The 22,385-nt window shown below is 71.7% G+C and carries 24 protein-coding genes; 13 read left to right on the forward strand and 11 right to left on the reverse strand.

The genetic code is table 11. The features are described from left to right. Positions 1-15 precede the first annotated feature (15 nt). Entirely contained in the window at positions 16-738 is a 723-nt protein-coding gene (locus ACGFYQ_RS33200) for an alpha/beta hydrolase (RefSeq protein ID WP_393749898.1), read from the reverse strand. A gap of 113 nt (positions 739-851) precedes the next feature. Here ACGFYQ_RS33200 and ACGFYQ_RS33205 point away from each other — a divergent pair, with 113 nt between their 5' ends. The 3 genes from ACGFYQ_RS33205 to ACGFYQ_RS33215 all read left to right on the forward strand — a co-directional run bounded on the left by ACGFYQ_RS33205 (position 852) and on the right by ACGFYQ_RS33215 (position 3,302). Next, the gene (locus ACGFYQ_RS33205; RefSeq protein ID WP_393749899.1) at positions 852-2,000 is read left to right on the forward strand and encodes an adenosine deaminase; all 1,149 of its coding nucleotides are present in this window, start codon (positions 852-854) and stop codon (positions 1,998-2,000) included. A gap of 140 nt (positions 2,001-2,140) precedes the next feature. Further along, the gene (locus ACGFYQ_RS33210; protein WP_393749900.1) at positions 2,141-2,410 is read left to right on the forward strand and encodes a hypothetical protein; all 270 of its coding nucleotides are present in this window, start codon (positions 2,141-2,143) and stop codon (positions 2,408-2,410) included. Positions 2,411-2,543: 133 nt separating this feature from the next. Beyond that, positions 2,544-3,302: a hypothetical protein gene (locus ACGFYQ_RS33215; RefSeq protein WP_393749901.1), complete on the forward strand. Its 759-nt coding sequence runs from the start codon at positions 2,544-2,546 to the stop codon at positions 3,300-3,302. Positions 3,303-3,348: 46 nt separating this feature from the next. Here the strand turns inward: ACGFYQ_RS33215 and ACGFYQ_RS33220 are convergent, their stop codons facing one another. From ACGFYQ_RS33220 to ACGFYQ_RS33240, 5 genes are all read right to left on the reverse strand, one after another. Beyond that, positions 3,349-3,549, reverse strand: coding sequence for a PspC domain-containing protein (locus tag ACGFYQ_RS33220; RefSeq protein ID WP_388562124.1), 201 nt, complete (start codon positions 3,547-3,549; stop codon positions 3,349-3,351). 43 nt (positions 3,550-3,592) lie between these two features. Further along, positions 3,593-4,165: a VanZ family protein gene (locus ACGFYQ_RS33225; protein ID WP_362403171.1), complete on the reverse strand. Its 573-nt coding sequence runs from the start codon at positions 4,163-4,165 to the stop codon at positions 3,593-3,595. Positions 4,166-4,232: 67 nt separating this feature from the next. Further along, positions 4,233-4,880, reverse strand: a complete 648-nt coding sequence (locus ACGFYQ_RS33230) for a PH domain-containing protein (protein ID WP_393749902.1) — start codon at positions 4,878-4,880, stop codon at positions 4,233-4,235. A 25-nt stretch (positions 4,881-4,905) separates the two neighbouring features. Next, positions 4,906-5,529 (reverse strand): class F sortase, encoded by a 624-nt coding sequence (locus ACGFYQ_RS33235; protein ID WP_393749903.1) that lies wholly within the window; start codon positions 5,527-5,529, stop codon positions 4,906-4,908. A 79-nt stretch (positions 5,530-5,608) separates the two neighbouring features. Next, a complete protein-coding gene (locus ACGFYQ_RS33240; RefSeq protein ID WP_393749904.1) occupies positions 5,609-6,322 on the reverse strand; it encodes a hypothetical protein in 714 nt (237 codons plus the stop codon). 266 nt (positions 6,323-6,588) lie between these two features. On the opposite strand from ACGFYQ_RS33240, the gene deoC reads away from it, so the two are divergent. Genes deoC through ACGFYQ_RS33255 form a run of 3 tightly spaced genes read left to right on the forward strand, consistent with a single transcriptional unit; the run spans position 6,589 to position 9,891 of the window. Next, on the forward strand, positions 6,589-7,551 hold the full coding sequence (gene deoC / locus ACGFYQ_RS33245; RefSeq protein ID WP_393749977.1) for a deoxyribose-phosphate aldolase: 963 nt from the start codon (positions 6,589-6,591) through the stop codon (positions 7,549-7,551). Between the two features lie 5 nt (positions 7,552-7,556). After that, positions 7,557-8,993: an aldehyde dehydrogenase family protein gene (locus tag ACGFYQ_RS33250; RefSeq protein ID WP_393749905.1), complete on the forward strand. Its 1,437-nt coding sequence runs from the start codon at positions 7,557-7,559 to the stop codon at positions 8,991-8,993. After that, positions 8,986-9,891 carry an aldehyde dehydrogenase family protein gene (locus ACGFYQ_RS33255; protein ID WP_393749906.1) on the forward strand — a complete coding sequence of 302 codons (906 nt, stop codon included), beginning with the start codon at positions 8,986-8,988 and terminating at the stop codon, positions 9,889-9,891. The genes ACGFYQ_RS33250 and ACGFYQ_RS33255 overlap by 8 nt, the downstream gene beginning before the upstream one ends. A 121-nt stretch (positions 9,892-10,012) precedes the next feature. Here ACGFYQ_RS33255 and ACGFYQ_RS33260 read toward each other — a convergent pair whose 3' ends face one another. Continuing rightward, positions 10,013-10,363: a hypothetical protein gene (locus tag ACGFYQ_RS33260; protein ID WP_393749907.1), complete on the reverse strand. Its 351-nt coding sequence runs from the start codon at positions 10,361-10,363 to the stop codon at positions 10,013-10,015. A gap of 54 nt (positions 10,364-10,417) precedes the next feature. Between ACGFYQ_RS33260 and ACGFYQ_RS33265 the strand changes: the two genes are divergently transcribed. After that, positions 10,418-11,125: a uridine kinase gene (locus tag ACGFYQ_RS33265; protein ID WP_393749978.1), complete on the forward strand. Its 708-nt coding sequence runs from the start codon at positions 10,418-10,420 to the stop codon at positions 11,123-11,125. A gap of 496 nt (positions 11,126-11,621) precedes the next feature. On the opposite strand, the gene ACGFYQ_RS33270 is transcribed toward ACGFYQ_RS33265, so the two are convergent. Then, positions 11,622-12,320 (reverse strand): SigE family RNA polymerase sigma factor, encoded by a 699-nt coding sequence (locus ACGFYQ_RS33270; RefSeq protein WP_393749908.1) that lies wholly within the window; start codon positions 12,318-12,320, stop codon positions 11,622-11,624. 203 nt (positions 12,321-12,523) lie between these two features. On the opposite strand from ACGFYQ_RS33270, the gene afsQ1 reads away from it, so the two are divergent. The 6 genes from afsQ1 to ACGFYQ_RS33300 all read left to right on the forward strand — a co-directional run bounded on the left by afsQ1 (position 12,524) and on the right by ACGFYQ_RS33300 (position 19,117). Further along, positions 12,524-13,201 (forward strand): two-component system response regulator AfsQ1, encoded by a 678-nt coding sequence (afsQ1, locus tag ACGFYQ_RS33275; protein ID WP_063783935.1) that lies wholly within the window; start codon positions 12,524-12,526, stop codon positions 13,199-13,201. Next, on the forward strand, positions 13,198-14,685 hold the full coding sequence (locus tag ACGFYQ_RS33280; RefSeq protein WP_393749909.1) for an ATP-binding protein: 1,488 nt from the start codon (positions 13,198-13,200) through the stop codon (positions 14,683-14,685). The genes afsQ1 and ACGFYQ_RS33280 overlap by 4 nt, the downstream gene beginning before the upstream one ends. After that, positions 14,678-15,301: a hypothetical protein gene (locus ACGFYQ_RS33285; protein ID WP_393749979.1), complete on the forward strand. Its 624-nt coding sequence runs from the start codon at positions 14,678-14,680 to the stop codon at positions 15,299-15,301. The genes ACGFYQ_RS33280 and ACGFYQ_RS33285 overlap by 8 nt, the downstream gene beginning before the upstream one ends. Before the next feature lie 321 nt (positions 15,302-15,622). Continuing rightward, positions 15,623-15,967 carry a hypothetical protein gene (locus tag ACGFYQ_RS33290; protein WP_393749910.1) on the forward strand — a complete coding sequence of 115 codons (345 nt, stop codon included), beginning with the start codon at positions 15,623-15,625 and terminating at the stop codon, positions 15,965-15,967. Positions 15,968-16,211: 244 nt separating this feature from the next. Beyond that, complete coding sequence (locus tag ACGFYQ_RS33295; RefSeq protein WP_393749911.1) at positions 16,212-16,919, forward strand: ABC transporter ATP-binding protein; 708 nt, start codon at positions 16,212-16,214, stop codon at positions 16,917-16,919. Next, positions 16,916-19,117, forward strand: a complete 2,202-nt coding sequence (locus ACGFYQ_RS33300; RefSeq protein ID WP_393749912.1) for an FtsX-like permease family protein — start codon at positions 16,916-16,918, stop codon at positions 19,115-19,117. Before ACGFYQ_RS33295 ends, ACGFYQ_RS33300 begins: the two co-directional genes overlap by 4 nt. A 105-nt stretch (positions 19,118-19,222) precedes the next feature. On the opposite strand, the gene ACGFYQ_RS33305 is transcribed toward ACGFYQ_RS33300, so the two are convergent. The 3 genes from ACGFYQ_RS33305 to ACGFYQ_RS33315 form a co-directional block, all read right to left on the reverse strand. Next, positions 19,223-20,884, reverse strand: coding sequence for a phospho-sugar mutase (locus tag ACGFYQ_RS33305; RefSeq protein WP_393749913.1), 1,662 nt, complete (start codon positions 20,882-20,884; stop codon positions 19,223-19,225). 28 nt (positions 20,885-20,912) lie between these two features. Continuing rightward, positions 20,913-21,719, reverse strand: a complete 807-nt coding sequence (locus ACGFYQ_RS33310; RefSeq protein WP_266949447.1) for a purine-nucleoside phosphorylase — start codon at positions 21,717-21,719, stop codon at positions 20,913-20,915. 138 nt (positions 21,720-21,857) lie between these two features. Beyond that, positions 21,858-22,295, reverse strand: coding sequence for a gamma-glutamylcyclotransferase (locus ACGFYQ_RS33315; protein WP_030012228.1), 438 nt, complete (start codon positions 22,293-22,295; stop codon positions 21,858-21,860). Positions 22,296-22,385 lie beyond the last annotated feature (90 nt).

Consider the following 22,385-nt stretch of genomic DNA (forward strand, 5'->3'; position numbering starts at 1 on the left):
ACCCGGCACCGGCGCTCACCTGCGCAGCGACTGCCCGAAACCCGAGGCCAGCGGCATCCGCAGGCCCAGCGGCGGGGGAGCGGCCAGCGCATCCGTCACCGGCCGCGAGTACCGTCCCGAGAACACCGAGCCCAGTACGAAGTCCACCGCCAGTGCGACGACTTCCGGCTGGTGCTCGCGCAGCCCGTGCCCGTCCGAGTGCACCTCGAAGCGGCAGGTCGACCGGTTGGCCTTCTTCGCCCGGGCCGCGAGCTGAAACGATGCCTCCGGGTCGCTGCGCGCGTCGTTCGTTCCGTGCACGATCAGCACCCGGCGCCCCGACAGCTGTTTCACCGGCTCGGAGGAGTCCGCCGCGGCCGCCTCCTCTAAGCAAGGGGCCAGTGACACCACGGAGTTGACGGCGTGGTGCCCCGCCGCCCGCAGCGCGGCCAGGCCGCCCGCGCCGAAGCCGGCCAGGCACACCGGCACGTCCCCGTACCGCCGTACCGCCTCGTCCGCCGCCCACCCCGCCTGCTCCTCGCGGGAGGACCCCCCGCCGTGGATGACGGTGTGCGCGACCAGCCCCTCCGCCCCGCCCGCCCGGACCAGCGCCCGCCCGAGGGGGCGCAGTGGACCGGGGGAGAATCTGGACGCTCCGGGAAGCAGGAGCACCACACCACTGACCGTCGATCCCGGGCCGTTCGCGCCGGCCGCCCGCCCCAGGCGGGCCCCGCGCGCCGGCGGCGCATGCTGTGCCATGACGGAACAGTCTCAGACGCCGAGGTGTACGCCATCCGTCCTTGCGGTCTCTGTTACATATCGCCGCTCGCGGCCGTCACCCGTTCTACGCGCGTAGGCATTAGAGTGCCCGGATGACGAGCGAGACCCCCAACCTGCCGACCCCGGATCAGATCCGCCGCTCCCCGAAGGTGCTGCTGCACGATCACCTCGACGGTGGACTGCGCCCCGGGACCATCATCGAGCTGGCCCGCGAGGCCGGCTACGAGAACCTCCCCGAGACCGACGCCGACAAGCTCGGCATCTGGTTCCGGGAAGCCGCCGACTCCGGTTCCCTTCCGCGCTACCTGGAGACCTTCGCGCACACCTGCGCGGTCATGCAGACGAAGGAGGCCCTCTTCCGGGTCGCCGCCGAGTGCGCCGAGGACCTGGCCGAGGACGGCGTCGTGTACGCCGAGATCCGCTACGCCCCCGAGCAGCACCTGGAAGCCGGCCTGACCCTCGAAGAGGTCGTCGAGGCCGTGAACGACGGCTTCCGCGAGGGTGAGCGCCGCGCGAAGGCCAACGGCCACCGCATCCGCGTCGGCGCCCTGCTGACCGCGATGCGCCACGCCGCCCGCGCGCTGGAGATCGCGGAGCTGGCCAACCGCTACCGCGACAACGGCGTGGTCGGCTTCGACATCGCCGGCGCCGAGGCCGGGTTCCCTCCCACCCGCCACCTCGACGCCTTCGAGTACCTCAAGCGCGAGAACAACCACTTCACGATCCACGCGGGCGAGGCCTTCGGCCTGCCGTCGATCTGGCAGGCCCTGCAGTGGTGCGGTGCCGACCGCCTCGGTCACGGTGTGAAGATCATCGATGACATCGAGGTCGCCGCCGACGGCTCCGTGAAGCTGGGCCGGCTGGCCTCGTACGTGCGGGACAAGCGCATCCCCCTGGAGATGTGCCCGACGTCGAACCTGCAGACGGCCGCGGCCGCCTCGTACGCCGAGCACCCGATCGGCCTGCTGCGGAAGCTGCACTTCAGGCTCACGGTGAACACCGACAACCGCCTGATGAGCGGCACCAGCATGAGCCGCGAGTTCGAGCACCTGGTCGACACCTTCGGCTACTCGCTCGACGACATGCAGTGGTTCACCGTCAATGCGATGAAGTCCGCGTTCATTCCTTTCGATGAACGACTGGCCATGATCAACGAGGTCATCAAGCCCGGCTATGCGGAGCTGAAGTCGGAGTGGCTGTTCCAGCAGACCGCTTCCACCAGCGGTTCCGTCGCGGTGTAGGCCACGGCATGACGTACTGAAAGCGCCCGGGGGGAGCAATTCCCGGGCGCTTTCTCATATTTAAGGATGTTTGCGGGCGGGGGTTTGAAGTGACTAGTTTGCGGAGCCGCTCAAATTCCCCGTCGCAAGGAATATTTTTCATGAAGCAGTCAGCTGCCAAGATCCTCGGTGCCGCCGCTGTCGGTGCCGCCTTCGCCGCCGTCGCCGCCGGTACCGCCTCCGCCGCCGTTCCGGCCGTGGGCCTCACCGACGCGCTGGGCACCGCCACCGGCGCTGTCCAGGGCCTGACCAGCCAGCAGCAGGTGAGCCCCGAGGAGGGCCAGCAGTCGAGCGACCCCACCGCCCCGGTCACCGGCCTGCTCGGCGGCCTGGCCCCGGCCACCGGCGCCCTCAACGGTCTCGGCGGCTGACGCTGCCGAGATGCGTACATGTGCACGGTGGGCGCACACCTCTTCGACGAGGTGTGTGCTCCGCCGTGCCGTGTGCCACGATCACCACCAACTGCCCGCCGACACACGCGGTATGAGGTCCTTGGTCATGCGCATGAAGGCACGAGCGACGATGGTCGCGCTGGTCCCCGCCCTGCTGCTCGCGGCGGTCGGGTGCGGCGGCGCGGGCAGCCCCGCGAAGGACAAGGACCCCGACCCCAAGGGTTCCGCGGGTCAGGCCTCGGGCGCGCCCGGCGCCCCGGCGTCGGCCGCCCCCGGCGGTTCCGCCACGCCCAAGGCCGGCGGCAGCAGGCTGGAGCGGTCCGCGCTGGAGCAGGGCGACCTGCCCGGCTACCAGGTCTCCGCCCAGGGGAAGAACCCCAGCGCCCCGGACGGGCAGCCGCAGGCCGACAAGAAGGCCTGCCAGCCGCTGGCCGACATCATGGGCGACAAGCCGGACCCGGCCGCGCGCGAGACGGTCAACCGCGGCGTCGGCTCCCAGAAGCAGGTCGGACTGGCTGTCTCCGCCTCGGTCAGCTCGTACGCCGAGCGCGACGCCAAGGCGCTGATCCCCCGGCTCAAGGCCGCCGTCGCCGCCTGCGGTACGGGTTTCTCCGCCTCGGTCGAGAAGCAGACCGGCACCTACCGCGACGTGCGGGCCGCCGCCTACCGGACGACCGGCGACGAGAGCGTCAGCTGGACCACGACCGCGGCGGCCCAGGGCGTCTCGGCACAGGTCCACCTGGTCGTCGTACGCGAGGGCGACACCGTCGTGCGGCTGATGGCCCTCAATGTGGCGGCCGGCCAGCAGAAGACGCAGGTGCCGCAGGAAGTCGCCGACAAGCAGCTGGAAAAGGTCCGGCGGGCCGGCTGACCCGCTCCGCCTGCCGGGCGGCGTCCACCAGGTGTGGGCCGGCCGGTCACCAGGCGGTGGAGGCGGACTTCTCGTTCGGCAGGAGCAGCCACAGCGCCAGGTAGATCAGGAACTGCGGGCCGGGCAGCAGGCACGAGACGACGAATATGACGCGCATCGTGTTCGCGGAAATTCCGAAGCGGCGCGCCAGTCCGGCGCAGACTCCGCCGATCCACCGGCCGTCACGGGGGCGGGCAAGGGCGCTCATGGGGTTCTCCTCTTTCGGGATCGGATCGCTTTCTTGCGATGCCTCAATACTCCCGGGGAACCGCCGACAGGACCTCGGTCCAGGGGCCGAGCCCGACCCTGGTAATTCTCGGGGTGGCCCCCTGATAAGCGGTGCGTGAACGCCGCATCCGGGCGCGCAGCGCCGGTACGACGGCCGCGTGCGCGAGCAGCACGCCGAGGGTGTTCAGCAGGACCGAGTCCACGTCGGCCACCTGGCCCGGCACCGCGGTCTGGAGCATCTCGATGCACACCGAGACCAGCGCTCCCGCGGCCGCGGTCCGGGCGAGCGAGGACCACGCGGACAGCGCCGACGGCGCGAGCCGCCCGCTGACCAGCGGCAGCAGCACGCCGAGCGGGGCCAGCAGCGCCAGCCCCTCGCCGATCCGGTGGGCGGCCTCCAGCGGCCCGTAGGCGAGGTCCGCCCTGATCCCCTCCAGCGGGTTCAGATTGGCGGCCGCGGCCCAGGGCACGTCCAGTGGCCGCAGAGTCAGCCAGCCGACGACCACGAGGTGGGCGGCCAGCAGGAGGGCGGCCAGGAGCCGGAACCGGAGATGAATGGCGGTGGCGGCGCTGCCGCCGGCCTCATTGCGCTGCACACCTGCGAGGACGCACCGTGCGGTAGCCCCGGTTCCGCCCGATCGGGAAGCGCCTCGGGGGATCCGGTCAGCCTGTGGCGAGGAGCACGATCAGCAGTACCGCGCCCACGACGACGGGCGCGATGACCTCGTACGACCACTTGACGCGCACGCTGCCCTGGGCGCCGGCCCGCGAGGCGCCGCGCTCGGCCAGGTCGCGCAGCTCGTCCACGACCCGGTCGGCCTCGGCCCGCTGCGGCCTGGCCGGTACGGCGGGGTTCTGCGCCTCCGAGGAGGACGGCCCCAGGCCGGCGGGCCCGCCGCGACGGCCGGGCTTCCGCTGCTGCCGGGCCGCCTTCTTCCGCTCCCGCAGCGAGACGGGGACGGACCAGAGCTGGTACTTCGAGCCCTCGGCCAGCACCTCGGCCGAGTACCCGGCGCGCACCGAGTCCACGGCCGCCCAGGGCAGCTCGATGACCCGGAAGGGGTTCCGTACGCGCAGCCGGTCGGCGTTGGCGAAGACGGCCGGGCGGATGGTGAAGGCCACCACCAGCGGTACGGCGCACAGCGCCACGGCCAGGGCGACCCACGGGGCGTTCCCGGAGCCGCGCACCACGGCGTCCCCGCAGAGCCACGCGATCAGGGCGAGCAGCAGCACGCCGGTGACCACGGCCATGGAGGAACGGTAGACCCGGTCGTCGTACACCGGTTCATCGGCGGGCTGCTGGCTGCTCATGGGCTCGATTCTGCCCCACGCCGTCTCACCCCACGAGATCGGCGTACAGAATGATGTTGTCGGGCCGGTGACCGGCGGTGATGTCTCCGCCGCAGGTGATGACGCGCAGCTCCGGACGTGCGGTGTCCCCGTACACCTTGGCGGTGGGGAACTCCTTCTTGTCGACCTGCTCCAGCTCGCGGACGCGGAAGACGGCGGTGCTGCCGTCCGCGCGCGAGACCGTGATCTCGTCGCCGGCATGGACCCGCGAGACGTCCTTGAGCACGGCCGGGCCGCGGACGGTGTCGAAGTGGCCGATCAGCACGGCGGGTCCGGTCTCGCCGGGGGTGACGCCCTTGCCGTACCAGCCGATCTTGTCCCCGTCGGCCACGGAGGGCACCTCGACCGTACCGTCGGCGGCCAGTCCCAGCGTCAGCACCGGCGAGGCGTCCACGCCGGCCGCGGGGATCCGTACGCGTACGGGCGCGGAGGCGGGCAGCGGGGCGGCGGGCGCCGTGGCCGGGGGCGCGGCCGTGGGCGCGACGGAGGGCGGGGCGGCGGCGGTGGGCGGGGCGCTGGTGGTGGCGGCGGGGGCGGCGGTGCCGCATCCGGTCAGGGCGGCGGTGAGGAGGACGGCGGCGAGCAGCCGGCGGGTGGTGCGAGGGGCCATGGGGTGCTCCCGGGAACGGGCTCCGGCGGGCCACCGTCACGGTGGCCCGCCGGAGGGCGAGGAAGTGCGCGGAGGGGTGTCAGCCCTGGGCGCGGCGGCGGCGCAGGAGGATGCCGGCGCCCAGCGCACCGATGATCGCGACCAGGCCCGCGCCGGCCGCCACGGTGGTGGTGTTGTCGTCGGCGGTGGCCTCGGCCGTCGCGACCGGGATCTCGGCGCCCGCGGCGACGGCGCCCTTCGGGACGACGACCGTCTGCGGCTTCATGTCGGTGGTGGGCGCGACGGTCGGCTTGGCGGAGGGCTTGGCGGAGGACTTCGCGGACGGCTGGGCCGAGGGCTTGGCCGACGGCTTGGTCGAGGGCGTGGTGGTCGGGGTGGACTCCGGCAGCAGGTAGAAGTCCGCAGCCCCCTCGCCCTGCCGGTGGACGGCGAGCCCGTAGCGGCCCTCGTCGGTGAGCTTGTACTCGGTGCCGTCGACCACCGCGACGCGGTTCGAGAGGTCCAGCTTCGCCAGCACGCGGCCCGCCCAGCCGTCGCCCGGCTTCCAGCCCTCGGCGGCGGCGCGGATCCAGACCTCGGGGCCCTCGGACTTGTTGCGCAGCACTGCGATCCGGCCCGGGCCGACGAGGACGACCTCACCGTCGTAGCGGTCGTCGCCCGAGGTGTTCGCGGACATCGCCGAGACCGGCGTGACGGTCTGCGCGGCGGGAGCGGCGAACGCGGTCGCGGCGGGCGCCAGGAACATTCCGGCGAGGGCGGCGGTGACGATCGAGGTGCGGAGGGCGGTACGCATAACGACTCCTGGAGCGTGGGTGAGGAGAGTGGAGGAGAGTCGCATGCCGCGTTGAGTCTGTTCGGTCTGGTTCACCGGGTCAGGTGTGGCGGGCTGCTGAAGAGAAACCTATGGATCTTGTGCGGTCGGACGATCCGGGTCCTGTCATGGCCGTGTAACAGCGAACGCGCGTACGAACGGAGGTGTCGATTCCGTAGCGGTTCCGCCGGAATCGAGGGGAGGGGGTGACAGGCCGCTACGCGCGTAGATATGCTCATGTGGTGACCATGCCCACCACCCTCACCGCATTCGCTGACGTGACGACGTCCGACAGTGCGCTGCGCCGCTTCCTGCACGGGCTGCCCGGCGTCGACGCTGTCGGCCTGGAGGCCCGCGCGGCCTCCCTCGGCACCCGTTCGATCAAGACGACGGCCAAGGCGTACGCCATCGACCTGGCCATCTCGATGATCGACCTGACGACGCTGGAAGGCGCGGACACCCCGGGCAAGGTCCGGGCGCTCTCCGCCAAGGCCGTCAACCCCGATCCGACCGACCGCACCACCCCCATGACGGCCGCCGTCTGCGTGTACCCCGACATGGTGGCCACCGCGAAGGCGGCGCTGAACGGCGCCGACGTCAAGGTCGCCTCCGTCGCCACCGCGTTCCCGGCCGGCCGCGCGGCCCTGCCCGTCAAGCTCGCGGACACGGCCGACGCCGTGGCCGCCGGCGCCGACGAGATCGACATGGTCATCGACCGTGGCGCCTTCCTCGCCGGTCGCTACCTCGACACGTACGAGCTGATCAAGGCCGTCAAGGAGGCGTGCGTGCGCCCCGACGGCAGCGCGGCCCGCCTCAAGGTCATCTTCGAGACCGGCGAGCTGTCCACGTACGACAACATCCGCCGGGCCTCCTGGATCGGCATGCTCGCGGGCGCCGACTTCATCAAGACGTCGACGGGCAAGGTGGGCGTCAACGCCACCCCGGCCAACACCCTGCTCATGCTCGAAGCCGTACGCGACTTCCGGGAGCAGACTGGAATCCAGATCGGCGTGAAGCCGGCCGGCGGCATCCGCACCACCAAGGACGCGATCAAGTTCCTGGTCCTGGTCAACGAGACCGCGGGCGAGGACTGGCTGAGCAACCACTGGTTCCGCTTCGGCGCCTCCAGCCTGCTCAACGACCTGTTGATGCAGCGCCAGAAGCTGAGCACCGGCCGTTACTCCGGTCCCGACTACGTGACGGTGGACTGATCACCATGGCATCCCTCTTCGAGTACGCACCGGCTCCCGAGTCCCGCTCGGTCGTCGACATCGCCCCCTCCTACGGACTCTTCATCGACGGGGAGTTCACCGACGCCGCCGACGGCAAGGTCTTCAAGACCGTCTCCCCGTCGTCCGAGGAAGTCCTGGCCGAGGTCGCCCAGGCGGGCGCCGCCGACGTGGAGCGCGCCGTCAAGGCCGCCCGCAAGGCCTTCGAGAAGTGGTCCGCGCTGCCCGGCTCCGAGCGCGCCAAGTACCTCTTCCGCATCGCCCGGATCATCCAGGAGCGCAGCCGCGAGCTGGCCGTCCTGGAGACCCTGGACAACGGCAAGCCGATCAAGGAGACCCGCGACGCGGACCTCCCGCTGGTCGCCGCGCACTTCTTCTACTACGCGGGCTGGGCCGACAAGCTCGACCACGCGGGCTACGGCCCGAACCCGCGCCCGCTGGGTGTGGCGGGCCAGGTCATCCCCTGGAACTTCCCCCTCCTCATGCTCGCGTGGAAGATCGCCCCGGCGCTCGCCACCGGCAACACGGTCGTCCTGAAGCCGGCGGAGACGACCCCCCTCTCGGCGCTGTTCTTCGCGGACATCTGCCGCCAGGCCGGCCTGCCCAAGGGTGTCGTCAACATCCTCACCGGGTACGGGGACGCGGGCGCGGCCCTCGTCGAGCACCCGGACGTCAACAAGGTCGCCTTCACCGGCTCGACGGCCGTGGGCAAGAAGATCGCCCGCCACGTCGCCGGCACCGACAAGAAGGTCACGCTGGAGCTGGGCGGCAAGGGCGCCAACATCGTCTTCGACGACGCCCCCATCGACCAGGCCGTCGAGGGCATCGTCAACGGCATCTTCTTCAACCAGGGCCAGGTCTGCTGCGCGGGCTCGCGCCTGCTGGTCCAGGAGTCGATCCACGACGAGCTGCTGGACAGCCTGAAGCGCCGCCTGTCCACGCTGCGCCTGGGCGACCCGCTCGACAAGAACACCGACATCGGCGCGATCAACTCCGCCGAGCAGCTCGCCCGGATCACCGCGCTCGCGGAGACCGGCGAGGCCGAGGGCGCCGAGCGCTGGTCCCCGGCGTGCGAGCTGCCGTCCGCCGGCTACTGGTTCGCCCCGACGCTCTTCACGAACGTCACCCAGGCGCACACCGTCGCCCGCGACGAGATCTTCGGCCCGGTGCTGTCGGTGCTGACGTTCCGTACCCCGGACGAGGCGGTCGCCAAGGCGAACAACAGCCAGTACGGCCTGTCCGCCGGCATCTGGACGGAGAAGGGCTCGCGCATCCTCGCGGTCGCGGGCCAGCTCCGGGCCGGCGTCGTCTGGGCCAACACGTTCAACAAGTTCGACCCGACCTCGCCCTTCGGCGGCTACAAGGAGTCGGGCTTCGGCCGCGAGGGCGGCCGCCACGGCCTGGAGGGCTACCTCGATGTCTGACCAGTCGGCGGCACCGTCCCGCCTGAGCGTCTTCAAGACCTACAAGCTGTACGTCGGGGGCAAGTTCCCCCGCTCCGAGAGCGGCCGGGTGTACGAGGTGAGCGACTCCAAGGGCAACTGGCTGGCCAACGCCCCCCTGTCCTCCCGCAAGGACGCGCGTGACGCGGTCGTCGCCGCCCGCAAGGCCTTCGGCGGCTGGTCGGGCGCGACCGCATACAACCGCGGCCAGATCCTCTACCGCATCGCCGAGATGCTGGAGGGCCGCCGGGACCAGTTCGTCCGCGAGGTCGGCGAGGCCGAGGGCCTGTCCAAGTCGAAGGCCGGCGCCGTCGTGGACGCGGCCATCGACCGCTGGGTCTGGTACGCGGGCTGGACCGACAAGATCGGCCAGATCGTCGGCGGGGCCAACCCGGTCGCGGGCCCGTTCTTCAACCTCTCCACCCCCGAGCCGACCGGTGTCGTCACGGTCGTCGCCCCGCAGGACTCGTCCTTCCTGGGCCTCGTCTCGGTGCTCGCCCCGGTGATCGCCACCGGCAACACCGCCGTCGTGATCGCCTCCGAGAAGGCGCCGCTCCCGGCGCTCTCCCTCGGCGAGGTGCTCGCCACCTCCGACCTGCCCGGCGGCGTGGTCAACATCCTGTCCGGCAAGGCCGCCGAGATGGGCCCGCACCTGGCGTCCCACCAGGACGTCAACGCGATCGACCTGGCGGGTGCGGATGTCGCGCTGGCCAAGGAGCTGGAGATCGCGGCGGCCGACAACCTCAAGCGCGTTCTCCGTCCACAGCCTGTGGACGACTGGGCGGCCGACCCGGGCACGCACCGCATGACGGCGTTCCTGGAGACCAAGACCGTCTGGCACCCGACGGGTTCGCTGGGCGCGGGCGGATCCTCGTACTAGAGCCCCGACCAGGGACCTCTCCGACGGGGGAGCTCCGAGAACCGGCCCCGGCAGTGTCCCTCCCCCAGCTACCGCTGGGAGGTGGCCCCAGCACTGCCGGGGCCTTCTCGTACCCGTGTGCCTACGCCTTGGGGAGTACCGGCCCCAGCAGCGAGGTGACGGCGGCCGTGGGGAGCTCGCCGACGGACGGCCCCTGCGTCAGGACGCCGGTGACCATGCCCGTACCGACCGCGGGGAAGTCCGCGACCTTGGTGGCGACGCCGTTGTCCAGCGGGTCCACGCCGGTGTGGGCCAGCGGGTTCACCTTGAGGTTCGAGATCGGGTCGGTGACCCCGGTGAGGGCCGCCGGGACATCGAGTTCACCGGCCTGCGCGCCGCCGGCGGCCATCGCCAGGGCCGCGCCGGCCATCGAGACCGTCAGCCCGGCGGAGCGGAGCCGGTTCGTTGCGGAGGGGGCTGCGTGACGTGCCATGGGATTCCCGCCTGTGGTCGTAGTCGCGTGCGCACGCAGCGTAGTTGACGTGTGATCCTGGATACCAACCGGCCACCGGGAGGATCCCCTACCCGGGGGAATGGTTCAGACTGGTGTCCCGTGAGCTGTTCTTCTCCTTCACCGACCCGCGTCGTACTCCTGACCGGTCCGTCGGGCTCCGGAAAATCCGTACTGGCCGCCCGTTCCGGGCTGCCCGTGCTGCGTCTCGACGACTTCTACAAGGAGGGCGGCGACCCCACCCTCCCGCTGGTCGACGGCAGCTCCGACATCGACTGGGACTCCCCGGGCTCCTGGGACGCGGAGGCGGCCGTGGCCGCGATCGCGGAACTGTGCGCGGCGGGGCGGACGGAGGTGCCGGTGTACGACATCGCCACCTCCTCGCGGACCGGGACCGAGACCCTGGACGTCTCGCGGTCGCCGCGGACGCCGCTGTTCATCGCGGAGGGGATCTTCGCCGCCGACATCGCGGCGCGCTGCCAGGAGCTCGGGCTGCTGGCCGACGCGATCTGTCTGCGGGGGCGGCCCTCGACCACCTTCCGGCGGCGGCTGGCCCGTGACCTGCGGGAGGGGCGCAAGTCCGTCCCCTTCCTGCTGCGCAGGGGCTTGCGCCTGATGCGGGCCGAGCGGGGCATCGTGGCCCGGCACGTCGCGCTGGGCGCGCACGCCTGTGGCCGCGACGAGGCCCTCGGTCGCCTGGCCGCCGCCGCGGCGGGCCGCCACCGCGCCGCCGCCCCGGCGTAGCCGCCCCCAACTCCACTGCCGGGGCTCCGCCCCAGCCCCCGGACCCCTGCGGCGCCGCTGCCGGGGGCCAGCCCCCGGACCCCCGCGCCTCAAACGCCGGCGGGGCTGGAGACGGGGGCTCCGCCCCGGGGCCCCCGCGGCTCAAGCGTCGGCGGGGCTGGAGGTGGGGGCTCCGCCCCTGGGCCCCCGCGCCTCGAACGCCGGTGGGGCTGGACTTGGCTGGCGCGGGCTGGGTTGCCCGGAGGGCAAATTCAGCCCCGCCGGCGTTTGAGGCGTGGGGGTCCCCCCGGACGGAGTCTGGGGGAGGGTCTGGGGCGGAGCCCCAGGTTTTGAGCCGCGCCAGGCAAGTCCAGCCCCACCGGCGAGCCGCGCATGCGAAAAGGCGGGATCATGCGGACCCCCGGCCGCTTGATCCCGCCTTTTCCCCCCGCGGCCCCCGCCCCACCCCCGTAGGACGGGCCCCCTGGCCCGATGGTCTCTTCGGTGCCGCGCCGCGCTACGCGACGAGCTCCTCGAACGACTCCGACTCGTCACGGCCGAAGCTCAGCGCCTCGTCCTCCCGCATGCGCCGCAGCGACCGCCAGATGCTCGACTTCACCGTGCCGACGCTGATCCCGAGGATCTCCGCGATCTCCGGGTCCGTCCGGCCCTCGTAGTACCGCAGCACCAGCATCGTGCGCTGCGGCTCCGGGATCCGGGCCAGCGCCTGCCACAGCACCGCGCGCAGCTCCGTGCCGCGCATCGCGTCCGTGTCCGAGGCCGTCTCCGGCAGTTCCTCCGTCGGGTACTCGTTCAGCTTCCGCCGGCGCCACGCGCTGATGTGCAGGTTCGTCATCGTGCGGCGCAGGTACCCGCCCACGGCCGCCTTGTCGCTGATCCGGTCCCAGGCGCGGTACGTCGAGAACAGCGCGCTCTGCAGCAGGTCCTCGGCCTCGTGGCGGTCGCCGGTGAGGTGGAAGGCCGTCGCGTACAGCGCGGCCCGGCGCTCCTGGACGTACGCCGTGAACTCGGCCTCCGACGTGGAGGACGGGGTGGTGCCCTGTGCGGGAACCGCCCGGTACTGGTTTGCGTCAATGGCTACGACATGTGCCGGCCGGGGCCGGGTGACCGCAACCGTACGGACACCCGCCCGGCGGTTCACATCGTGCAGCCGCGTGACAACCGCGCTGGTGGTGGTGCTGTGCAGCGTGTTCATCTCGCGCCCCCCGTCGTGGAGTCTGCTTGGGTCCGTCGTGTTCGGTTGCTGATGAGAAGACTGCCCGGCCGACTTAACCGGGGTGTCCGTCGACTGTCACAGCCCTGTCACAGCCACCTCGCCGGGCCCGTCGCGGGGGCCGCCGCGAGAACCCGTATGCCTGACGGTCGAACTCCCGTCGGCCGATGGGACAGAATGAGCCCGTGCCTTTCCTGTTGCTGATCGAGGACGACGACGCCATCCGCACGGCCCTCGAACTCTCGCTGTCTCGCCAGGGCCACCGTGTGGCCACCGCGGCGACGGGCGAGGACGGCCTGAAACTGCTGCGCGAGCAGCGGCCGGATCTGATCGTGCTGGACGTGATGCTGCCCGGGATCGACGGTTTCGAGGTGTGCCGGCGCATCCGGCGCACCGACCAGCTGCCGATCATCCTGCTCACCGCGCGCAGCGACGACATCGACGTGGTCGTGGGCCTGGAGTCCGGGGCCGACGACTACGTGGTCAAGCCGGTCCAGGGGCGGGTCCTCGACGCCCGCATCCGGGCCGTGCTGCGCCGCGGCGAGCGCGAGTCCAGCGACTCCGCGAGCTTCGGCTCCCTCGTCATCGACCGCGCCGCCATGACGGTGACGAAGAACGGCGAGGACCTCCAGCTCACGCCGACCGAGCTGCGGCTGCTGCTGGAGCTGAGCCGCCGTCCCGGACAGGCGCTGTCCCGGCAGCAGTTGCTCCGGCTCGTCTGGGAGCACGACTACCTGGGCGACTCGCGGCTCGTCGACGCCTGCGTGCAGCGGCTGCGCGCCAAGGTCGAGGAAGTGCCCTCCTCCCCGACCCTGATCCGTACCGTCCGGGGTGTCGGCTACCGGCTGGACTCCCCGCAGTGATCAGAGCTCTGTTCGCGGGTCGGCGCTGGACCAGCCTGCGGCTGCGGCTCCTCGTGGTGTTCGCGCTGGTCGCGCTGACGGCCGCGGTGTCCGCCTCGGGGATCGCGTACTGGCTCAACCGGGAGGCGGTCCTCACCCGCACCCAGGACGCCGCGCTCGGCGACTTCCGGCAGGAGATGCAGAACCGCGCCGCGGCGCTGCCCGCCGACCCGACGCCGGAGGAGCTGCAGCGCACCGCCGAACTGATGGCGGGGAGCAGTCCCGGGTACAGCGTGCTGCTGGTGCAGGAGCTCAAGGACCACCGCCAGGTGTCGGGGGCCGCGGGGCCGGACACCTTCGGGCTGGGCGACGTACCGAAGTCCCTGCAGAACGCGGTCAACGACCGTCAGAAGACGACGGCGGCCAACGACGCCGAGTACCACGTGTACTGGCAGCGGACGAAGCCGAACGGCAATCCGTACCTGGTCGGCGGCACGCGCATCGTGGGCGGCGGCCCGACCGGCTACATGTACAAGTCGCTCGCGCAGGAGCGGGACGACCTGAATGCGCTGGCCTGGTCGCTGACGATCGCGACGGGTCTGGCGCTGCTGGGCTCGGCGCTGCTGGCGCAGGCCGCGGCCCGCACGGTGCTCAAGCCCGTGCAGCGGCTCGGCGACGCGGCGCGGCGGCTCGGCGAGGGCGAACTGGACCACCGGCTGGACGTGTCGGGGACGGACGAACTCGCCGATCTGTCGCACACCTTCAACAAGACGGCGGAGGCGCTGGAGAAGAAGGTCGCCGACATGAGCGCGCGGGAGGAGGCGAGCCGGCGCTTCGTCGCGGACATGTCGCACGAACTGCGCACGCCGCTGACGGCGTTGACGGCGGTCTCCGAGGTGCTGGAGGAAGAGGTCGACGACCTCGACCCGATGATCGCGCCGGCGGTGGCGCTGGTCGTCAGCGAGACGCGGCGCCTCAACGACCTGGTGGAGAACCTGATGGAGGTCACCCGCTTCGACGCGGGGACGGCCCGGCTGGTGCTGGACGACGTGGACGTCGCCGACCAGGTCACGGCCTGTATCGACGCGCGGGCCTGGCTGGACGCGGTCGAACTCGACGCCGAGCGGGGCATCGTGGCGCGGCTCGACCCGCGCCGCCTCGACGTCATCCTCGCCAACCTGATCGGCAACGCGCTCAAGCACGGCGGCTCGCCGGTGCGGGTGTCGGTGGTCGTGGAGGGCGAGTGGCTGGTGATCGCGGTCCAGGACAACGGGCCGGGCATTCCGGAGGAGGTCCTGCCGCACGTCTTCGACCGGTTCTACAAGGCGAGCGCGTCGCGGCCGAAGTCGGACGGGAGCGGGCTGGGCCTGTCGATCGCGATGGAGAACGCGCACATCCACGGCGGTGACATCACCGCCGCCAACGGGCCGGAGGGCGGGGCGCTGTTCACGCTGCGGCTGCCGGTGGATGTGGGGAAGGTGATCGCGGGTGACCAGGATGCGTAGGGCTCTGCCGGTGGCGTTGGTGCTGCTGGCCGTGTCGGGATGCGGGATCAGGGCGACCACCGTGCCCGTGGATGTGGGCCCGGCGCCCTCGCGGGTGTCCTGCGACACCCCGGCGCAGCCGAGTGGGCAGAGCGGGGTGCAGGGCTTCCGGGCCACGGTGGAACTGGTCTGCGGATCGCAGCTGGTGGGCGTGGAGCGGGTGGTTCCGATCCCCGAGAAGCGAGTGCTGAAGGATCCCGTGGCGCTCGTCGCGCAGGCGCTGCTGGAGGCGCTGGAGCGGACGCCGAGCGGGGAGGAGCGGGATGCCGGCTTCACGACCGGGGTCCCCTCGGGGCTGACGGCGGTCGCGCCGAGGTCGGGCGATCCGGCGGGCACGGTGCGGTTGAGCCGTAAGCCGGAGGATCTGCCGCCGGTGGCCCTGTCGCAGATCGTGTGCACGCTGGCGGGCAGCGAAGCCGTGTCGGCGGGGCCGGGGCCGGTGGTTCTGGGCGGGCCGGACGCGGATCCGCCGCGGGCGTGGGACTGCACGGACGCGGTCCGCTCCCGCCCGGAGTCGATCCCGACGCTGGGCGACGTCGTCCGCCCGTCCGCCACCGCGAGTACCACGCCCCGCTGACGGCCCCCTGCGGCCCCGCTGCCGGGGCTCCGCCCCAGGTGCCTGACGCCAGATCACTTTCTGTCGCAACGCCCGTCGTCAGCGGACGGCGGGCTGTCGGCAGCGACGAATCGCCCCGAACCGGAGCAACTGGCTCCGGGGGGTTGTCGTTTGGGCTGACCTGCTGCTTCGTAAGATTCCAAGATCACCGAGCCTCGTCTATGATCATCTGCGTGTCGGCGAGCGGACGAGACCGCCGCCCATTCGGCCGGGCCACTCTGATTGCGCATCATTCGGCGCCGAGGTCGCATGGCTGAAATCAACGAGAATCAAGGGGTGGGCATGAATCGCTTCAAGAAGGCAGCCGCGATCGGAGTCACCGCGTTCGCGGTATTCGCGTCGACGCCTGCGATGGCCACCGACATGTGGTCCGCGACGGACGAGACCGATGCCTGGAGCTACGGAACCAACGAGCAGGTCGCAGTCCGCGACCGCAGCGCGGATGGTGACGAGGCGTACGCGGAGTACTACTACGGGGTCGACGCCTTCCGGCGCGAGGTCCGTAACACCACCGGCGGTGGCACGGTCAAGTACGGTCCGTCGCTCACCAATTCGGTGAACAAGCTCCGGGCCTGTGACGAGGAGGACTTCGTTCCGGACGCCTGCGCGGGCTGGAGCTACAGGTAATCCCGAATTGCTTGAACTGCGTGGGGCGGACGCACTTCGGCGTTCCGCCCCACGCAGTTTTCTGTCAGTTGATGCTGGAACGGTTTCTTGTGCAGTCCCCCACGCTCCGTATTCGACCCTGACCGGGATCACGTGGGCGGCCGGTGCTTCATCCCGGCTCGACGGGTTCGTTCAGTTCCGTCACCGTTCCGGACACGAGTACCGCCGGCACGAGAGAGTTCCGGCGAGCTGAAGGGAAGGCACCATGGGTGCAGCAGCCGACGTTTTGCGCATGCGGGATCTGAGGCACGAGTACCCGGGGCGGGCGCTGTTCCAAGGTCTGAGCCTTACCGTCGCGGCCGGGGAGTCGGTGGTCGTGATGGGACCGAGCGGATCGGGCAAGTCGACCTTGCTGTCCTGTGCGTTGGGCCTGATCAGGCCACGCCAGGGGCACGTCGAGGTGGCGGGTGTGGACTTGGCGGGGCTGAAGGGCGCCGCCTTGGCCGCACACCGGGCCGGGCACATCGGGATGGTCTTCCAGTTCGGGGAGCTGTTGCCGGAACTGTCCCCCGCCGACAACGTGGCCTTGCCGGCCTTGCTGGCCGGGGCTGCCTCCGATGACGCCTACGCGCGAGCGCGGGAGCTGTTGGAGCGCTTCGGTGTCCCCGACGCCGAGACCAGTGCGGAGCTGTCGGGCGGCGAGCGTCAACGGACCGCCGTGGCCCGGTCGATGATCAACTCGCCGAGTCTGATCCTGGCGGACGAACCCACCGGCGCACTCGACGAAGCCGCCCGGGAAACGGTGGCGGACGCACTGTTCGCCCTGTCGGCCGAGCGGGGGTGCGGCCTGTTGGTCGTCACCCATGACCCCGTCGTGGCGATGCGGGCGGACCGCACGCTTGTTCTCAAAGACGGGGTTCTGTGTGACGCGGTCGCCGCGTCGGCCCCGGCGTTCGAGCGGGGCGGGGCATGAGTCGCAGGAACGTCCCCACGGCCCGTCTGCTGGGGCTGGGGATGGTTGCCTCACGCCGCGGCGAAGCCGGACGGACGCGGTTCGTCGCCGTCTACGCGGCCACGCTCGTTCTCGCCGTGGCGCTCGTCGCGCTGGTGACGGCTCTCATCACCTATGCCGGGCAACGTGAGCGTGGGCTCGATCGGGGCCCGGTTTTCGCCGAGTACGTGGATACCGGCGTGCCAGGGAAAGCGCTCTGGGCCGTAAAGGGCGATCGTCTTCCCGGCGGTCGGCCCTACCCGACGGTGTTCCTCACCCCGCTCGCCCCGGACGCTCCGCTGCCGCCTGGTCTGGCAGCTTGGCCGTCGCCCGGCGAGGCAGTGCTGTCACCGGCACTGCTGGCCCAACCCGAGGACTTCGACATCACGCGCCGCTACGGCACCGTCGTGGGAACGATCGGTGACGAGGGGCTCCAGTCCCCGGACGAGCTGTTCGCGTACGTCGTTCCCCCGAAGCCGCTGACGGCCGGTGATACGGTCCGGCCCATTCTCGGCTTCGGCCCCACGACCGGCCCCGTCTACTTCGCCGTAGGCCAGACGGACTATGACAAACCCCTGTGGCTGTTCGTCGGGATGATCACCGGCCTCCTGGTCGTCCCTGCGGCCACACTGCTGGTCGTGGCCGTCCGTACCGGATCTCACCACAGGGACCGTCGGATCGCCCTGATCACGGCCTTGGGCGGTACCCCCCGCCATCGGGCCCTGGTCACCTTCGGCGAAGCACTGATTCCGGTGACCGCGGGTGCGCTGACGGCGACCGCCGTCGCCGTCGCGGCGTCCCTGACGGACGTCACGCTCCCCTGGACCGGGCACGTTCTGGTCGCGTCCGACCTGCGCGCACACTGGTGGGCATGGGCGGCGGCGGTCCTGGCTGCCGTGACCGTCACCGTGACCGTTCTGCTGGTCACCAACAGGGACAAGCCCGTTGACCGGCCACGGGATGGCGGCACACGGCTACGGCCCGCCCCCCGGTCCGTCAGGCGCTGGGCGATGTCGTTCCCGTTGATGCTGCTGCTCGCCGTTCGCGGACCCGATCTCTTCGAGCCCGGAACGACGCCGTACGTCCTGACGAACTGGGTCGGCGTAGCGGGCTGTGTGGCGACCCTTCCCGCCGCTGTCGCGATGGCCACGATGGCCATCGGACGGGCGTTGGCCGCGACCGCCCGGCGCCGTGGCATGCCCGGCGCTCTGGTGGCCGGACGCCGCATGGCCACCCATCCCGGGCCCATTGCCCGCATGACGAGCGGCGTGGCCGTGGCCATCGTGGTGGTGATGCAGGTGGCCGCCTGGCAGGGCCAGGTCGGAGAGCCGGCCAGGGCCGCGCAGGCAACCGCGGATCGCATCGGTTCCTCGGCACTGGTCGTCACTCCGCGCGCGGCCGACCCCGGCACCGTCACCGGGTTCTTCGAAGCCCTGCCCGCGACGATGGTGCACCTGGGGGCCGAGCGAAACCCGGAGGACCAGAGCCTGACGCTGGTGGGCACCTGCACCAGCCTGACCGTGGTCCACATCGAATGCCCAAAGACGAAGACCCTCCTCACCGAGCGGCCCACCGATCCCCGCATCCAGGCGCTCGTCGGCACCGCCCGCCTGTACGTCGAAACCGCCGACCCACGCTCACGTACCGGCGGTGACACCGCCACGTCCCTGCTGCTCTCCCGCGACGGCTCCGACCTCTCCGAGCCGCAAGTGGCCCGCCTGGCCCACCAGGCGTTCCCCCAGGGCGCAGAGGTCGGAACGATCGGCGCCCAGTGGCTTGCGGGAGCCATGGTCAACAAGCTCCAAGGAGACTGGTTGACGCTCTTCGGCATGCTCGGCATCGGCTGCCTCGCCGTCGCCGCGCTGCTCTCGGGCCTGGCCGAATTCCTCCGTCAGGGCCGTGCCCTCGCCCCCTTGACGGTCCTCGCGGGCAACCGCTCCACACACTGGGTGATCGGCGCCTTCGCGCTGTTCCTTCCCCTCCTGATCGCCGGTATCGCCGGCAGCGTGGTCGGCGTGTGGATCGCGCTGCCCCAGACCACGGGCGGGCAGGGACTCATCCCCGATCAGACCGTCCTCGCCTGCGGCGCAGCCGCCCTGACCGTTGCCCTGATCGGCTGGATCTGGGGAACCATGACCGCGATGAACCAGGCCGGCGCCTGGAAGCCGCGCGACGAATAGAGCGCTGCCACCCGGTCGATCGCGCCGGGTGGCCGGGTCACGTCCCGGGTACGGTGACGGCCCCCCGGGGCCGGAGCTCGGGGGGCCGTCACCGGGCGGGGCAGGCTAGATGCCGGCCGCCGCGGCCAGGTCCTTCTTGATCGCGTCCAGGATTTCCTGGGCGCGGGTGCGGGCCGGGGGGAGGTCCGAGGCCTCGGGGACCGGGACCACGACCTCCAGGTAGCACTTCAGCTTCGGCTCCGTGCCCGACGGACGGACGATCACGCGGGCCTTGTAGGCGCCGTCCAGGTAGTAGCGCAGGCCGTCCGTGGGCGGGAGGGACTCCGTGCCCTGGTTCAGGTCCTCCGCCGAGACGACCCGCAGGCCCGCGAGGGAGGCCGGGGGCTCCGCCCGGAGCTGCGCCATCGCCGAGGCGATGACCGACAGGTCCGAGACGCGGACCGACAGCTGGTCGGTGGCGTGGAGGCCGTGGGCCATCGCCAGGTCGTCCAGCAGGTCGGTCAGGGTGCGGCCCTGCTCCTTGAGCTCCGAGGCCAGCTCCGCCACCAGCAGGGCGGCGGTGACGCCGTCCTTGTCGCGGACGCCCTCGGGGTCCACGCAGTAGCCGAGCGCCTCCTCGTACCCGTAGCGCAGGCCCTCGACGCGGGCGATCCACTTGAAGCCGGTCAGGGTCTCCTCGTACGGCAGACCCGCGGCTTCCGCGATCCGCCCGAGGAGGGAGGAGGAGACGATCGACTCCGCGAAGGTCCCGCGCGCGCCCTTGTGCACCAGGTGGGCCGCCAGCAGCGCGCCGACCTCGTCGCCGCGCAGCATCCGCCAGCCGGAGGCGGCGGAATCGTCCGGGACGGCCACCGCGCAGCGGTCCGCGTCCGGGTCGTTGGCGATCACGATGTCCGGGCCGGCCTCGGCCGCCTTCGCGAAGGCCAGGTCCATCGCACCCGGCTCCTCCGGGTTGGGGAACGCCACCGTCGGGAAGGCCGGGTCCGGCTCGGCCTGCTCGGCCACCAGGACCGGCTCCGGGAAGCCGTGCCGGGCGAAGGCCGCCATGACGACCTCCTTGCCGACGCCATGCATGGCCGTGTAGACGGTCCGCACGCCCCGGGGGGACCCGGGGGTCAGGACGGAGTCCGTACGGGTCAGGTAGGCCTCCAGGACCTCCTCGTCGAGCTGCAGCCAGCCGTCCGTCGGGCGGGGTACGTCCGACAGGGCCCCGATCGCGGCGATCTCCGCCGCGATCTCGGCGTCCGCCGGGGAGACGATCTGCGAGCCGTCGCCGAGGTAGACCTTGTAGCCGTTGTCCCGGGGCGGGTTGTGGCTCGCGGTCACCTCGACGCCGGCGACGGCACCCAGGTGCCTTATGGCGTACGCGAGGACAGGCGTCGGCAGCGGGCGGGGCAGGACGGCCGCGCGCAGCCCGGCGCCGGTCATCACGGCCGCGGTGTCGCGGGCGAAGTCCGCGGACTTGTAGCGCGCGTCGTAGCCGACGACGACCAGGCCGCCGGTGTGGCCCTGGGCCTTCAGGTAGGCCGCGAGGCCCGCCGCGGCCCGGATGACCACGGCACGGTTCATCCGCATCGGGCCCGCGCCCAGCTCGCCGCGCAGTCCGGCGGTGCCGAACTGGAGCGTGCCGGAGAAGCGGTCCGCGAGGTCCGCGGTGTCGCCGGCCTCGATGAGCTTGGCGAGTTCGTCCGCCGTCTCCGGGTCCGGGTCCTCCGCCAGCCAGGCCTGGGCCCGGGTGATCAGCTCGTCCTGTGCCTGTTCCTGCACTACTTCCGCCTTAGCTCTCGTACGTCGATCAGATGCGGGCGAGGACCTGGGTCAGCAGCTTGCCCATGCGCGCGGCCGAATCACGGCCGGCCTGGAGCACCTCTTCGTGGTTCAGCGGCTCGCCGGAGATGCCCGCCGCCAGGTTGGTGACCAGGGAGATGCCGAGCACCTCGGCGCCGGCCTCGCGGGCGGCGATGGCCTCCAGCACGGTGGACATGCCGACCAGGTCGGCGCCCATGACGCGGATCATGTTGATCTCGGCCGGGGTCTCGTAGTGCGGGCCGGGGAACTGCACGTAGACGCCCTCTTCGAGGGTCTCGTCGATCTCCTTGCACATCGCGCGCAGGCGCGGCGAGTACAGGTCGGTGAGGTCCACGAAGTTCGCGCCGACGATCGGCGAGGTGGCCGTCAGGTTGAGGTGGTCGCTGATCAGCACGGGCTGGCCGGGCTTCATGCCCTCGCGCAGGCCGCCGCAGCCGTTGGTGAGGACGACGGTCTTGCAGCCGGCGGCGACGGCGGTGCGCACGCCGTGGGCGACGGCGGCGACGCCGCGGCCCTCGTAGTAGTGGGTCCGGCCGAGGAAGAGCAGCGCGCGCTTGTCGCCGATCTTGTACGAGCGGATCTTGCCGCCGTGGCCCTCGACGGCGGGCGGCGGGAAGCCGGGCAGCTCGGTGACCGGGAACTCGGCCTCGGGGGCGCCGAGCGCCTCTGCGGCGGGGGCCCAGCCGGAGCCCATGACGAGGGCGACATCGTGGGTTTCCGCGCCGGTCAGCTCGCGCAGGCGGGCGGCTGCGGCTGTGGCGTCGGCGAAGGGGTCGGTAACAGATGCGTTCACGCAGAAGAGCGTAGCCGCTCATTGCCTACGCGCGTAGATGGCACAGCTCACGGTGTTCGGATCGTTGCCTTGTCGTTTCCGCCTAATCGTCCCCGGAGGGCTCGGCGGGGCCCGGCGGGGCCCGGCGGGGAGCGCGGCTCAGCAGGGACGCTTGCGGATTTCCATCACGTAGTCGTGCGGGGCGCCCGCGGATTCGGCCGCGTCGGCGATCTCGCCCAGGTAGCGGGCCGAGGGCAGGCCGCCCTCGTAGCCGTTGAGGACGTACACCCAGGCCGCCTCCTCGCCGTCCAGCGTGTGCACGCGCACCCGCATCCGGCGGTAGATGTCGAGCCCGACGCCCTCCCAGCGGTCCATCGAGTCCTCGTCCAGCGGCGCGATGTCGTACAGGGCGACGAATACCTGGTGGCGCGGGGCTTCGACGATCGTGGCGAGCGCGCCCTCCCAGCCCATCTGCTCGCCGCCGAAGGTCAGCCGCCAGTCGTTGATCCAGCCCGTTCCGCGCAGCGGCGAATGGGGAGCGCGGCGCGTCATCAGCCGCGGGTCGAGGTTGCCGGCGTACGCGGCGTAGAGCGACATGAGGTCGAGGGTACGGGAGGGGCGGCCCGGGCCGCTCTCCCGGCCGTGCGCGGGCCGCCGTACCGGATGGAGGGACCGGGCGCGAAGCAC

It is taken from the genome of Streptomyces sp. NPDC048258 (assembly GCF_043201995.1).
In the GTDB taxonomy this organism is placed as follows: Bacteria; Actinomycetota; Actinomycetes; order Streptomycetales; family Streptomycetaceae; genus Streptomyces.